10 protein-coding genes and 1 tRNA gene are annotated in these 13,415 nt (G+C 76.9%); 8 read left to right on the top strand and 3 right to left on the bottom strand.

Annotated features, from left to right (window positions below):
• Positions 1–8 precede the first annotated feature (8 nt).
• The 5 genes from AC1050_RS07675 (at position 9) to AC1050_RS07655 (ending at position 6,481) form a co-directional block, all read left to right on the top strand.
• On the top strand, positions 9–2,060 hold the full coding sequence (locus AC1050_RS07675) for a hypothetical protein (protein ID WP_482386758.1): 2,052 nt from the start codon (positions 9–11) through the stop codon (positions 2,058–2,060).
• A gap of 118 nt (positions 2,061–2,178) precedes the next feature.
• Positions 2,179–3,504 carry a sensor histidine kinase gene (locus AC1050_RS07670; RefSeq protein ID WP_482386757.1) on the top strand — a complete coding sequence of 442 codons (1,326 nt, stop codon included), beginning with the start codon at positions 2,179–2,181 and terminating at the stop codon, positions 3,502–3,504.
• A complete protein-coding gene (locus tag AC1050_RS07665) occupies positions 3,501–4,235 on the top strand; it encodes a response regulator (RefSeq protein WP_482386756.1) in 735 nt (244 codons plus the stop codon). Before AC1050_RS07670 ends, AC1050_RS07665 begins: the two co-directional genes overlap by 4 nt.
• Positions 4,236–4,376: 141 nt before the next feature.
• The gene (locus AC1050_RS07660; RefSeq protein WP_482386755.1) at positions 4,377–5,315 is read left to right on the top strand and encodes an ABC transporter ATP-binding protein; all 939 of its coding nucleotides are present in this window, start codon (positions 4,377–4,379) and stop codon (positions 5,313–5,315) included.
• Positions 5,312–6,481, top strand: a complete 1,170-nt coding sequence (locus AC1050_RS07655) for an ABC transporter permease (RefSeq protein WP_482386754.1) — start codon at positions 5,312–5,314, stop codon at positions 6,479–6,481. The genes AC1050_RS07660 and AC1050_RS07655 overlap by 4 nt, the downstream gene beginning before the upstream one ends.
• Before the next feature lie 252 nt (positions 6,482–6,733).
• Here the strand turns inward: AC1050_RS07655 and AC1050_RS07650 are convergent, their stop codons facing one another.
• The 3 genes from AC1050_RS07650 to AC1050_RS07640 form a co-directional block, all read right to left on the bottom strand.
• Entirely contained in the window at positions 6,734–7,264 is a 531-nt protein-coding gene (locus AC1050_RS07650; protein WP_482386753.1) for a MarR family winged helix-turn-helix transcriptional regulator, read from the bottom strand.
• A 243-nt stretch (positions 7,265–7,507) separates the two neighbouring features.
• A tRNA-Gln gene (locus tag AC1050_RS07645) sits at positions 7,508–7,579 on the bottom strand.
• A 76-nt stretch (positions 7,580–7,655) separates the two neighbouring features.
• Complete coding sequence (locus tag AC1050_RS07640; protein ID WP_482386752.1) at positions 7,656–10,160, bottom strand: helix-turn-helix transcriptional regulator; 2,505 nt, start codon at positions 10,158–10,160, stop codon at positions 7,656–7,658.
• Between the two features lie 523 nt (positions 10,161–10,683).
• Between AC1050_RS07640 and AC1050_RS07635 the strand changes: the two genes are divergently transcribed.
• The 3 genes from AC1050_RS07635 (at position 10,684) to AC1050_RS07625 (ending at position 13,392) form a co-directional block, all read left to right on the top strand.
• Positions 10,684–11,337 carry a hypothetical protein gene (locus tag AC1050_RS07635; protein ID WP_482386751.1) on the top strand — a complete coding sequence of 218 codons (654 nt, stop codon included), beginning with the start codon at positions 10,684–10,686 and terminating at the stop codon, positions 11,335–11,337.
• A 127-nt stretch (positions 11,338–11,464) separates the two neighbouring features.
• Positions 11,465–12,016 carry a hypothetical protein gene (locus AC1050_RS07630; protein ID WP_482386750.1) on the top strand — a complete coding sequence of 184 codons (552 nt, stop codon included), beginning with the start codon at positions 11,465–11,467 and terminating at the stop codon, positions 12,014–12,016.
• Entirely contained in the window at positions 12,013–13,392 is a 1,380-nt protein-coding gene (locus AC1050_RS07625; RefSeq protein ID WP_482386749.1) for a hypothetical protein, read from the top strand. The genes AC1050_RS07630 and AC1050_RS07625 overlap by 4 nt, the downstream gene beginning before the upstream one ends.
• Positions 13,393–13,415: the final 23 nt, after the last annotated feature.

Genomic DNA, 13,415 nt, shown 5'->3' with positions numbered 1-13,415 from the left:
ACGAGACGATGACGACTCGACGCACCTTCCTGGCCGCCTGCGCCGCCGTGCCCGCCGCCCTGGTGGCGACGGCACCCGGCGCGGCCGGCACGACCACCACCGGGTCCTGGGCCCCCGCGGTCCGGCCCGCCGGCGGGTCCGCGCCACCGGCGGCCCCGCTGACCAACCTCGCGCACCTGCGGTTCCTGCTCGACGCGGTGCCGCTGACGGCGACCAGCACGCACACGACGTACCGGATCGCGGAGGAGCCGACCGCCCTGGTGCCGTGGACCTACGCGGACGCGGCCGATGGCACGTTCCGGCGGGTCGGCGGGGGGACGCTCGACCCGGCGACCGGCCACTGGTCGCAGGGCGCGTACAACGCGGACGACATCGCCCGGTGCGCGGTGGTCCTGCTGCGGCACTGGCAGGCGACCGGGGACGCGGACAGCCGGCAGCAGGCCTACCAGGTGCTCCGCGCGCTGGTGTACCTGCAGACCGCCGTCGGTCCCGACGCCGGCCGGGTCGTGCTCTGGCAGCAGCCGGACGGCGTGCTGAACCCGAGCGCCGAGCCCGTCGAGCTGCCGGACCCGTCGGACTCGGCCGAGTCGTACTGGCTCGCCCGCACCGTCTGGGCGCTCGGCGAGGGGCACGCCGCGTTCCTCGCCGACGACCCCGCGTTCGCGCAGCTGCTGCTGGACCGGCTGCACCTGGCCGTGGGCGCCCTCGAGCGCGAGTCGCTGTCCCGGTACGGCCCGTGGGTCCGCAGCGACGGGGTGCGGCTGCCGGCGTGGCTGATCGCGGGCGGCGCCGACGCGACCGCGGAGGCCGTGCTGGGGCTGGTGGCCGCGGTGCGCGCCCGGCCCGGGGACCGTCGCCTGAGCCGCGCCCTGGACCGGTACGCCGAGGGGATCGCCGCGATGGGGTCCGCCGACGTGCGCGCGTGGCCGTTCGGCGCCGTGCTGCCGTGGACCGGGTCGCTCGGGTTCTGGCACGCGTGGGGCGCGGCCGCGCCCGAGGCGCTCGCCGCCGCCGGGGCGCTGCGGGGGCAGCGGTCGTGGCGGCGCGCGGCGCTCGCGGACGCCGGCACGTTCACCCCGCTGGTGCTCGCCACCGGCGGCCCGGACAACGCGTGGACCCCGGCGCCGGGGGAGGCGCAGATCGCGTACGGCGCGCACGGGCGGGTGGCGGCGGCGCTCGCGGCGGCCGACGCGGGCGGCGGACCGGGCCTGCGGGTGCTGGGCGGGCTGGCGGCGGGCTGGTTCTTCGGCGCGAACCGCGCGGGCGTGCCGACCTACGACCCGGCGACCGGCGTCACCTTCGACGGCGTCGAGACCGATGGTCGGGTCAACCGGAACTCCGGTGCCGAGTCGACCATCCACGGGCTGCTGACCATGCTGCTGCTCGACGCCCGGCCCGACGTCGCCGAGGTCGCGCGGGGCGTCACCGGCCTCGCCGCGCACGACGGGCTGCGGGTGCTGGACGCCGAGGGGGCCCGGCTCAGCGCGGGGTGCGCGGTCGTCCGGCCCGCCGAGGGCGCGTGGACCGGCGAGGGCAACCTGGTCGGCGGCGGGTACGTGCGGGTGCCGGCGGGGGAGACGGTCGAGTTCGACGTGCCGGGCGCCGCCGGCGCGTGGGCGCTGCCGGTGGTGTGGCGGACCGCCGCCGAGTCCGGGCGCGCACGCTGGGACGTGGTCGGCGGGCCGCGGCTCGGCCGGACGGCGAACGGCGGCACCGGCGCGGCGGGGCTGACCGAGGCCGACGGGAGCCTGGTGCCGCAGCTGCTGGACCGGGCGCTGCCCGCGGGCGTGACCGTGACGGTGCGGTGCACCTGCGAGAGCGGCGAGCTGCGCCTGGACGCGCTGCTGCTGCGCCCCGCGGTGGCGACGGCGCGCTGGACCACGACCGGCGGCGACGCCGTGCTCTACGCCGGGTCGACGGCACGGGCGACGGACGTGCCGGCGCTCGCGGCGGGCCGCGGCGCCGCGTACGAGGCCGACGGGAGGGCGGCCCGCCGGGTCCGCGTCGAGGCGGGCGCGGCGGTCCGGGTCGAGGCGGGCGGCTTCACGATCACCCGCTGACCCGGCGCACCGTGCCGCTGCCCCGCCCGCCCGCCCTCGGGGTCGGCGCGGCCGGACTGCCCCGCTGCAGCGCCGGGCGCGGGGCTGCCGCAGCCGCCGGTCCGGCTACGGTGGCCTCGTGCTGCAGCCCGAGAGCGACTCCGCCGCCCCCGAGACCGGCGTCGACGACCCGGACCAGCCCGGCTGGCGTCGCGAGCCGGTCACCGACGACCAGCGTCGCGTCGACCTGCTGCTCGCCACCGGGCTGCTGATCGGCGGCGTGCTCAGCCTCGCGCTCGGCCGCACCGCCGGGATGTACGAGGAGCCCGCGGAGAGCTGGGTCGGGCTGCTGACGCTGCTGGGGCTGACGGCGCCGCTCGCGGTGCGCCGGCGCTGGCCGTCGGCGGTCGCCGTCGTCGTCGCGGTGGTGTTCGTGGTGGTCGGCGAGGCGCGCGTGCCGGAGACGCTGTTCGCCAACATCGCGCTGTTCATGGCGCTGTACACGGTCGGCGCGTGGGAGCCGCGCCGGACCCGGGCGGCGTGGGTGCGCGGCGTGGTGGTCGTGGCCATGTTCGGCTGGCTGCTGGTCGCCATGTTCCAGGCCGTCACCGATCCCGAGGGCGTCGAGGGCTTCTCCAATGCCGGGGCGTTCTCGCCGCTGGTGGCGTTCCTGCTGATCCAGCTGCTGACCAACGTCCTGTACTTCGCGGGGGCCTGGTGGTTCGGCGAGCACGCGTGGAACGCCGCCCGGGAGCGCGCCCGCACGGACTTCCGCGGCCGGCAGCTGGTCGGCGAGCGGCACCGGGTCGAGGAGCAGGCCGTCGCCATCGAGCGGCTGCGGCTCGCGCGCGAGCTGCACGACGCGGTCGCGCACCACGTGTCGATGATGGGCGTGCAGGCCGCGGCCGCCCGCACGGTGCTGACCCAGGACCCGCAGCAGGCCGCCGCGGCGCTGGAGCAGGTCGAGGACTCGGCGCGCGAGGCGGTCGACGAGCTGCACGGTCTGCTCAGCACCCTGCGCGACTCCGGGCTGGACCCCGACGCCGCCGCGGTGGGCTCGCTCAGCGTCGAGCGGCTGCCGGACCTGGTCCAGCAGGCCGCCGACTCCGGGCTGGCGGCGGCGTTCCAGGTGATCGGCGAGCCCGTGCGGGTGCCGCCGTTGACGTCGCTCAACCTGTACCGGATCTGCCAAGAGGCGCTGACGAACGTGCGCAAGCACGCCGGTGCGAACGCCCGGGTCGACGTGCGGCTGCGGTACGAGGCCGAGGCGGTGGAGCTCGAGATCGCCGACGACGGCACGGGCGGCCGGCGGGTGCGGATGCGGTCGGGCGGCCTGGGGCTGCTCGGCATGCAGGAGCGGGTGGCCGCCGACGGCGGCACGCTCGAGACGGGCGCCCGCGGCCGCGGGGGCTACCTGGTGCGGGCGCGGGTGCCGCTCGCACCGCGGACGGGAGGGGCACGATGACCGGCGCCGACAGCGCGACGCAGGCCGACGCGGCGGAGGCCGGCTTCGGGCCGGACCGCCCGGTGCGGGTGCTGCTCGCCGACGACCAGGCCCTGCTGCGCGCCGGGCTCGCCACGATCCTCGGCGCGTCGCCGGACATCGAGGTCGTCGGCCAGGCCGGCACCGGCCGCGAGGCGGTCGAGCTCGCCCGCGCGCTGCGCCCGGACGTCGTCTGCATGGACGTGCAGATGCCGGAGATGGACGGTCTGGAGGCCACCCGGCGGATCGTCGCCGACCCCGACGTGACCGCCGGCGTGCTCGTGCTCACCACGTTCAACCGGGACGACTACCTGCTGGAGTCGCTGCAGGCCGGCGCCGCGGGGTTCCTGCTGAAGAACTCCCGCCCCGAGCAGCTGGCCGACGCCGTCCGCGCCGTCGCCGCCGGGGACGCGCTGCTCTCGCCCGAGGTGACCCGCTCGGTCATCGCCCGGGCCATGACCGCGGGCTCCGCCTCGGGACGGACCCCGTCCGCGGCGCCTGCCGGCTCCGGGTCGGCCGCCGGGCTGACGGAGCGGGAGCTCGAGGTGCTGCGCCTCGTCGCGCGCGGCCTGAGCAACGACGAGATCGCCGGGGAGCTGGTCCTGGGCCGCGCGACCGTGAAGACGCACGTGTCCAACGTGCTGACCAAGCTCGGCCTGCGGGACCGGGTGCAGGCCGTCGTGTACGCCTTCGAGAACGGGCTGACCGACTGAGGGCGGGCCGCCTCCGCCCCGGGGTGGAGGCGCGGGCGCCCGCGAAGTTCCGCCCGGCGGCCGAGGCGCCGCGCGGCGCGCCCTCCTAGCGTTGACCTCAGCGGACGAGCCCGTCCGGACAGGTCAGCAACGGGAGACACCATGCTGCAGCTCGACGGCATCCACCGGTCCTTCGGGGACCGCCTGGTGCTCGACGACGTCGGCTTCTCGGTGGAGCGGGGCAAGCTCACCGGGTTCGTCGGCGGGAACGGCGCCGGCAAGACGACGACGATGCGGATCATCCTCGGGGTGCTCACGCCGGACTCCGGCCGCGTCACCCTCGACGGCGACCCCCTGGGCGCCGACCAGCGCCGCGGCTTCGGCTACATGCCGGAGGAGCGCGGCCTCTACCCCAAGATGCGGGTGCTGGAGCAGATCGCCTACCTCGCGCGGCTGCACGGCTACGACCGCCGCACCGCGACCGAGCGGGCGCGCGAGCTGCTCGAGAAGCTCGGCCTGGCCGAGCGGCTGAACGACCCGGTCGACGACCTGTCGCTCGGCAACCAGCAGCGCGCGCAGATCGCCGCCGCGCTGGTGCACGAGCCGGAGGTGCTGATCCTCGACGAGCCGTTCTCCGGCCTCGACCCGATGGCCGTCGACGTCGTGCTCGGCGTGCTGTCCGAGCACGCGGCCCGCGGGGTGCCGGTGCTGTTCTCCTCGCACCAGCTCGACGTGGTCGAGCGGCTCTGCGACGACGTGGTCGTCATCGCCGGCGGCAAGATCCGCGCGTCGGGGGAGAAGGAGGCGCTCCGGCAGCGGTACGCCGAGCCGCGCTACGAGATCACCTCGGGCGGCGACATGGGCTGGCTGCGCACCGAGCCCGGCGTCCAGGTCGTCGAGTTCGACGGCGGCTACGCGCTGTTCGAGTCCGACGAGGCGACGGCCCAGCGGGTGCTGCGCGCCGCGCTGGACACCGCCCCGGTGAGCCAGTTCGCCCCGGTGCGGCCGCGGCTCGCGGAGATCTTCCGCGACATCGTCCGCGACGAGGAGCGCCACGACGACGAGACCGCCGGCGAGCGGACGAAGGAGACGGCCCGATGAGCCCCCGCACCCCGATGCTCCCGAACACCCCGGAGCCGCGGCCCGCCCCCGGTCGCCCGGCCCGCCCCGCGCGGCCGAGCACCGCCCAGGGCACGCTCATGGTCGCCGAGCGCGAGATCATGACGCAGGTCCGCAGCAAGTCGTTCCTCATCTCGACGGCCGTGCTGCTGGTGCTCGTGCTGGCCGGCATCATCCTGACCTCCGTGCTGGGCGACCGGTTCGGCGGCGGCGACACGAAGGTCGCCGTGGTCCCGGAGACGGCCTCGGTCGTGACCGACGTCGACGGGCTGGAGGCGGTCGACGCCGCCGACGCCGACGAGGCCCGCGCCCTGGTGGAGTCCGAGGAGGTCTCCGCCGCCGTGCTGCCCGACGACGACGCCGACAACCCGCTCGGCGTGGTCGTGGTCGGTCTGGACTCCGCGCCGGACGGCGTGCTGAACGCGCTCGCGGTGACGCCCCCGGTCGAGCTGCTCGACGAGTCCGGCACCTCCGCGGGCCTGCGCTACATCGTCTCGTTCGTGTTCGGCATCGCGTTCTTCATGGCCGCGATGACGTTCGGCAGCACCATCGCGCAGAACACGGTCCAGGAGAAGCAGTCCCGCATCGTCGAGATCCTGCTGTCCACCCTGCCGCCCCGGGCGCTGCTCGCCGGCAAGATCCTGGGCAACACGGTGCTCGCGGTCGGCCAGATCGCGGCCATCGCGGCGGTCGCCGTGGTCGGTCTCGTGGTCACCGGTCAGGACGACCTGCTCGGCCTGGTCGGGGCGCCGGTCGCCTGGTTCGTGCTGTTCTTCCTGGTCGGGTTCGTGCTGCTCGCGGCGCTGTTCGCGTCCGCCGCGTCGCTGGTCTCCCGGATCGAGGACACCGGCCCGGTGCTGACCCCGGTGATGATGCTGGTGATGATCCCGTACTTCGGCGTCATCTTCTTCAACGACAACGACCTGGTGCTGACGATCATGTCGTACGTGCCGTTCAGCGCCCCGGTCGGGATGCCGGTGCGGCTGTTCCTCGGCGAGGCGTCCTGGTGGGAGCCGATCATCTCGCTGGTGATCCTCGCGGCGACCGCTGTCGCGGTCACGGCGATCGGCGCGCGGATCTACTCCCGCTCGGTGCTGCGCACCGGCCGCCGCGTGAAGCTGTCGGAGGCCCTGACCAAGGCCGCCTGACCCCGCAGACCGGCGTGCGCGGCACCCGCAGGGGGGTGCCGCGCGCGCCGTCGTCTGCGCGGACCCGCGGACCGCGCTCCGCCCGGAGCCCGCCCTGCTCGGACCCGCGCTGCTCGGACCCCGCGCTGCCCGGACCCCGCGCTCCGTGGCGAGGCCCCACGAGTGTCCAGAAACCCGCGCGCTATCGACCGGTTCGTCCCTCAGTTTGTGGACATTCGTCGAGGGCCGCCGCGGCCGCGAGAGCCGTGCGGGTCAGGGGGTGTCGAAGGGGGAGACCAGCGCGCGGAGCAGGTCGGCCAGCCGGTCGCGGTCGGCCGCCGGGAGCGCCGCCAGCAGCCCGCGTTCGACCTCCAGCAGCGTCGACATCGCGGCGTCGACGCGCGTGCGGCCCTCGTCGGTCAGGCTGACCAGCACGCCCCGGCGGTCGTCGGGGGAGGGCAGCCGCTCGACCAGCGCACGGGACGCGAGCCGGTCGATCCGGTTGGTCATGGTGCCGCTCGTGACCAGGGTCTGGGTCAGCAGCGCGCCCGGGGACATCCGGTAGGGCGCGCCCGCACGCCGCAGGGCGGACAGCACGTCGAACTCCCACGGCTCGAGCCCGTGCCGCGCGAACGCCTGCCGCCGGGCCAGGTCCAGGTGCCGGGAGAGCCGGGTGACCCGCGACAGCACGGACAGCGGTGCGACGTCGAGGTCGGGACGCTCGCGGGCCCACGCCTCGACGATGCGGTCGACCTCGTCGCGGGCGCCCGGGGCAGCGGGCGCGGACGGGTCGGGGGCGGACATGCGGGCGACGTTACTCGACGGCACCGCTCCGGCCTGCGAGGCGGCGCGGCACCCACCGATCGGTCGATGCCGGGATCCACCGACCTCCGAGCCGCCCGGACGATCCGCCGCGGCCCGGGACGCCCGAGGCCCGACGCAAGAGCATCGTCGTGGTCGAGGACCTCCACGAGAGCCCGCCGGGCCGTCCGGCTGCGCACCGACGTCACGCTGGTGACCTCCGGGTGCCGGAGCAGCCCGGCACCGCTCCGCCCCCAGGATTCGAACCCGGACCTCGAGGCACCAAAGGCCTGTGTGCTGCCGTTACACCAGGGCGGACCGCGGCCGGGCCGGCGTGCCGGCACCCACCGCGTCGGTGAGCCAGTCTGCCAGGCCGGCGCGGGCACGGTGCTCCTCAGGCGGCTCCGGCGCCGTCGTCCTGCCACGAGGACAGCTCCGCGCGCCCGGACAGCCGGAGCTTGCGCAGCACCCGGCTCACGTGGTTCTCCACGGTCCGCACGCTGATGTGCAGCTGGCCCGCGATCTGCCGGTTGGCCAGGCCGGACCGCACCAGCTGGGCGATCTCGCGCTCGCGGGCGGTCAGCGGCTCGGTCGGGGGAGCGACCCGGCCGTCCGCCCCCGCCGCCGGGTTCGCCGACGCGGCGCCGACCCCGAGCACCTCGGCCGCCGCGCGCGCCAGGCTCGGCGCGACGACCGGGTCGACGCCCCCGACCGCGCGCCGGCCCGCGTCGACGTCGCCCTCGGCCAGCGCGACCTGCAGGGCGAGGTAGGGGTCCAGCAGCGGCACGGACGCCCGGGCCCACACGTCGCGGACCTGCCGCGCGCGCTCGGGGGTGAGCGACGGCGGCCCGTACGCCCAGGACAGCAGCGCGGGGTGCAGCAGACCCGCGTCGGCGTAGCTCCGGGCCGCCTGCCACCCGGCCTCCACCGCCTCGGCGGGTACGCCGGTGCGACGCAGGTGCGCCGCACGCGCGAGCTCGTCCAGGGAGCTGATGATCGACCGGGCTCCCCGCGCGGTCGCGTCGAGCTCGCGCACCAGCGCCGCGGACATGGTGGCCTGCCCCGCGTTGACCTGCAGCATCACGCCGATGGTCAGGCCGCGCCGGTAGAACGCCTCGTCGAGCGGGCCGGCGGGGCCGAGCACCAGCGACGTGCTGAGCACCCGCCAGGCCGCGGCCAGCCGTCCGCCGAACGTGAGCGTCTCCGCCAGGACGCACGCGTAGAGGCGGATCCCGAGGGTGTCGTACGCGTCGTAGGCGGCGGACAGGTGCCCGCGGGCGTCGCGCTCCGCCTCGGCGACCCGGCCCAGGAGCAGCAGCGCCAGGACCCGCAGCGCGGCGAGGTGGTGCCGGCTGGTCACCGACGTGCCCGCACCCCGGTGGCTGTCGCACAGCGCCAGGGCGGTGCCCGGCTGCCCGACCTCGAGCGCCGCCGCCGCCAGCGCGAGCACCCGCCGCCCCTGCACCAGGGGGTCCTCGTGCCGCGCGGACTCCACGGCGAGCACCGCGGACGCCGGCTCTCCCTGCCGCACGGCGGCGACGGCCCGGTCCTTGAGCCCGTGCACGTCGACCAGCGCGCGGGCGTCGTCGCCCCAGCCGGCGGTCCGCGCGCGCAGCTCGTCCTCGGCGACGCCCTGGGCGCTCAGCCAGGACAGGTGGTAGGAGCGGAAGGTCAGCCGGTCGGCGGCGGTGTCCTGCTGGGACAGGACCGTGGTGGCGAAGACGCCGTCGATCTGCGTGGTCGCGTACCGGAGCATCAGCAGCGCGAGGTAGGCGTTGGCGTGCGCGACGGAGCTGTCGGCGAGCCAGGCCGCCCGGGCGGTGCTCTCGGCGATCTGCTCCTGCTCGTGCACCAGGCCGGCGAGCTCGGTCGTCCAGCGCAGGAACCCCTCCTCCTCGCTCAGGTCCGCGTCGACCAGCCCCGGCAGGTCGTCCTCGCGCAGCAGCACCGGGTCCAGCCGCCGCCCGATGTTCGCGCTCGCCCGCGCGGCGGCCCGCCGGCGCTCGACGGTGCTCACGCTCTGGCGCAGCGCACGCGCCAGCGCGGGAGGCGCGGCCACCAGGACGTCACCGGCGGGGGCGACCGGGTGGTTCACCAGCCGCCCGCGGTCGATCAGCTCGTGCAGCACCTCCGGGTCGACGACGCGCATCGCCTCGTCGGCGGGCACGGGCCCGATCGCCGCGACCTGGAGCAGGCCGGCGACCAGCTCCTCGCGCAGCCGGCCCAGGAACTGGAACGCCAGCGCGTCGGCGGGCACGTCGGTGAGGCTGCCCGCCACCGTCCAGTGCCCGTCGACCTGGCGCAGGGCGCCGCCGGCGCGCGCGGCGGCGACGAGGGCGGCGATCGCGCCGGGGTTGCCACCGCTCTGGGCCAGCAGCGCGGTGGTCAGCCCGGTGTCCGCCGGTGCGCCGAGGAGCGTCCCGAGCATCGCCGAGACGGCCGCGAGGTCGAGCGGCCGGACCCGGACGGCGGCCGGCGCGCGCGTCGCGAGCAGCGAGCGGGCCTCCGGCACCTCGAGGCGCAGCGGGTTGACCGTGGTCGTGGCGACCAGCGCGGCCCCGGTGCGGCGCAGCGCGCGGTGCACCAGCCGCACCGACGCGGCGTCCACCTGATCCAGGTCGTCCAGCATCAGCACGCTGCGCGGTGCCTCGAGCTCCTCGACCAGCCAGCGCAGCAGCTGGTGGCCCGTGGGGTCGTCGTCGTCCTGGGACGGGTGGTCCAGCAGGGTGGCGAGCTCACCGGGCCCCGCGCCGCGCACCAGGATCCCCGGGCGGCGCCGCCCGGACAGGTCGGCCCGCAGGCTCCGCAGGGCCGTGCTCTTGCCGGCGCCGTGGTCGCCGCGGAGCACCACGTCCCGCCCGAGCGCCAGCCACCGGCGCAGCTCTGCGCTCGTCGTCACCGCCCCCAGACTGTTCACCGTCTGCCTGCTCGTCCTCACCATAGCGGGCAGGGTGCGTGGGCCCCGGGCACCTACCGGAGCCACCTGCACCACCCGGGCCACCCGGGTGCGGCGCCGTGCGCACGTGCGGAGCACCGGTGCACCACCCCGGGGGTCCTCGATCGGCCGGGTCGTGCGGGACGTCGCCGGAGCACGCACGGGCACCGGGGCGTGGCCCGGCGCGACCGCGGCGGCCCGACGCCGGGGCGTGCGAGCGGCCGCTCGACGCACAGCCCGCGCCCCGCGGACTCACAGCGGCCCCGGGTCGTCCCACGACCTGCACGCGTCCGCACCCGGCGCCGGCACCGGGTGCGGGGGGACCGGACGACGCCGTGACCTGCGGCGACGTCGCGACGCTCCGGGCGGGGACGTCGCCTACACGCCCCGCGGGGGCCGGGGCCCGTGAGGCCGCGCGCCGGGACCCTGGACCGTGCCACCCCGCTCACGAGCCCGGGAGCCCGGGCCTCCCTGCTGAAGGAACCTCATGACCACGCAGACCCACGACCGCAAGCGCCGCCGCAAGGGCCTCGTCGCCTGGGGGACGCTCGCCGGCGTCGCCGCGCTGCTCACCACCGCCGCGTTCACCGACAACGCGTTCCTCAACCTCGGCGGTGCGAACGGCATCGGCGGCGCGGACTCGACCTACAACATCCAGGTCGGGGCCACCGACGCCGAGGGCCGCTTCGTCGACGGCTGGCAGGAGGCCGACGACCCGGTCGGCGTGCCGGTGCACCTCGAGGGCGCCCAGTCGCTGTTCCCCGGCTCCGACGCCATCGGCATCGACATCCCGGTGCGCAACGACTCGGCGACCTTCACGTCGTCGCTCGCGCTCACGCTCGCGCAGCTGGCGGACGACGAGGAGGCCGGCCGGGTCACCGACCCGAGCTACCTCTCCAGCCTGCGGTTCGACGTGACCATGCCGGCCACCTCGCTCGCCCCGGTGTCGACCCACACGGGCCTCACCTACCAGGAGGTCCGGGCGCTCCCGCTGAACGACCTCGCCGCGCAGGAGGAGTCCGTGGTCTCGCTCGGGATCCGGCTGCTGTCGCAGGCCGACTCCGGCGCCGCGCACGAGGACAACACGCTCTCCGGCAAGGGCGCGCACCTCCAGGCGGTCCTGGACGGCTCGTCCGTCTGACGCGCGTGCGCCTGCGGCGGGGCCCGACCGCCCCGCCGCAGCCCGCCGCCGCCCGCCGCCGCCCGCCGCAGCCCGCCGCAGCCCGCCCGGCAGCACCGGCACCGCACCGCCCACCGGAAGGACGGACATGTCCCCGTACCGCCGCACCGCCGCGCTCGCGGTGCCGCTGAGCCTGCTGGTCACCGTGACGGGCGCCCAGCCGGTCCACCGCGACGAGACCGCCGTCGAGTTCGCGGGCGTGACCTTCGACCTCGAGGTCGCGGGCAGCTCGGCGCCCGGCTGGGTCCCCGTGGAGGCCGACTGGCACCCGAGCGACCGGCCGGTCGAGGTCCAGGTGGCGGACCACACCCCCGCCGCCGGCGGGGTGATCGACGTCCGGGTGGCCGTGCGCAGCGCGGCCGCGGTGCCGGCCACCGCGGTGGTGGTGCTGTCCGACCCCGACCCGACGGGTGCGGGCGACCTGTTCGAGGCCCTGCACGTGCGGATCGCCGAGGACGGCGTGCTGCTGGCCGAGGGTCCGGCCCCCGCGGTGCTCGCCGAGCTGGCGGGCGAGGTGCCCGCCGACCGGCAGGGCCACCGCGTCCTGGACCTCCGTATCCAGACCCCCGCCACCGGCGACGACCGCTGGGCCGGCGTCCGGACCGGCGTGCAGGTCCTGGTCCAGGGGACGAGCCGATGACCCGCTCCCGCCGCCCGCGCAGCACCGCGGCCTCGTGCTCCGCCACGCCGGTGACCCCGCTCGTCACCCTGGCGCTCGCTCTGGCGCTCGCGCTGGTCGCCGCGGTGCCCGCCGCCGCCACCGTGCTCCCGCTCGTCGAGGGCACCACCGGCACCGCGCGGCTGAGCGTCCCCTACCCCGGCCGCAGCGTGCCGTTCGACCTCACCGCGACCGGCCGCCCCGGCGCATCGAGCGACCTGGTGCTCCTGGTGGACGGCGGCACCGGCCCCCTGGCTTCCGGCCCGCACGCCCTGCAGCTCACGATCACGGACCCCGCGGGGCACGTCGTCGCGCAGGGCACCGCGGCCGAGATCGCCGCCGCGCCGGTCCCGCTCGGCGTCCTCGGGTCCGAGCCGCTCCGGCTGGCCGGGCTCGCGACGCTGCCCGCCACCGCGGGCGACGACCTGCAGGGCGAGGGGATGACGCTCCGCCTCACGCTGGTCGCCTCGCAGGCCGGCGGACGCCGGACGGCTGGCCGTCACCGGCGGGTCCGTCCTGTCCCTCGCCGTGGTCGCGGCGGCCCTGGTCGGGGCCGGGCTGCTCCTGGCCCGGCGGCGCCGGGCTGCGGCGACCGTTCCCTCGACCGACCTCCCGGAGTGACCGTGTCCCGCCTCGCGCCCATCGCCCGCTCCGCCCGCTCCGCCCGCGGCGTCCGCTCCGCCCGCGGCGTCCGCTCCGCCCGCTCCGCCCGGGCGGCCCGCGGCGTCCCGCGCCGCGCCGTCGTCGCCGGCGGCGTCGTGCTGGTCGTCGTCGCGCTCGGCACCGCGGCCGCGTTCACCGACCGCGCCCGGCTCCGGCTGGGCGGCTCCGGGATCGGCACCCCCGAGCAGATGCACCTCGAGGTCAAGGACCACAACACCCGGGACCTGTCGGACGACGGCACCTGGCAGCGCCTCGCGGAGGACGGCCAGGGCGGCAGCGTGCCGCTGCCCCTGGGCGGCACCCTGCGCCCCGGCGGCGAGCCCGTCGCCGTGCACATCCCGGTGCGGAACACCTCCGCGTCCCTCGACGCGACCCTCGGGCTCACCCTGCTCACCCGCGGCGACGTCGAGGACCCGACGCCGTCGACGTGGGCGGTCCGGGCGGACGGCACCGCGGCCACCGTCGGCGAGGCCAACGCGGCCTACCTGGACCAGATCGTCGTCGACGTCCTGCTGGACGACGAGCCGGTCGCCGCGGACCTGCCGGTCGAGGACGTCCCGGCGGTGCTCGGCACGCTGCCGGCGGACACCGCCCGCCTGGTCGGCCTCGAGGTGCGGTTGCCCGCCGACGGCGACCTGCGTCTGGCGAACGGAGGCGTCGCGTCGCTGACCGCGCACCTCACGGCCACCACCTGACCGACCCGACCGACCAGCCGACC

It is taken from the genome of Cellulomonas sp. NEAU-ZC6 (genome assembly GCF_056844425.1).
Note: the sequence above shows the minus strand (reverse complement) of the source record. Positions and strands in the feature narration are given on the sequence as shown.

Excerpts from the sequence above, each read along its gene's own strand:
- AC1050_RS07625 (WP_482386749.1), top strand. The coding sequence starts at position 12,013 with ATGACCCGCTCCCGCCGCCCGCGCAGCACCGCGGCCTCGTGCTCCGCC.
- AC1050_RS07660 (WP_482386755.1), top strand. The coding sequence starts at position 4,377 with ATGCTGCAGCTCGACGGCATCCACCGGTCCTTCGGGGACCGCCTGGTG.
- AC1050_RS07655 (WP_482386754.1), top strand. The coding sequence starts at position 5,312 with ATGAGCCCCCGCACCCCGATGCTCCCGAACACCCCGGAGCCGCGGCCC.
- AC1050_RS07675 (WP_482386758.1), top strand. The coding sequence starts at position 9 with ATGACGACTCGACGCACCTTCCTGGCCGCCTGCGCCGCCGTGCCCGCC.
- AC1050_RS07650 (WP_482386753.1), bottom strand. The coding sequence starts at position 7,264 with ATGTCCGCCCCCGACCCGTCCGCGCCCGCTGCCCCGGGCGCCCGCGAC.
- AC1050_RS07630 (WP_482386750.1), top strand. The coding sequence starts at position 11,465 with ATGTCCCCGTACCGCCGCACCGCCGCGCTCGCGGTGCCGCTGAGCCTG.
- AC1050_RS07665 (WP_482386756.1), top strand. The coding sequence starts at position 3,501 with ATGACCGGCGCCGACAGCGCGACGCAGGCCGACGCGGCGGAGGCCGGC.
- AC1050_RS07635 (WP_482386751.1), top strand. The coding sequence starts at position 10,684 with ATGACCACGCAGACCCACGACCGCAAGCGCCGCCGCAAGGGCCTCGTC.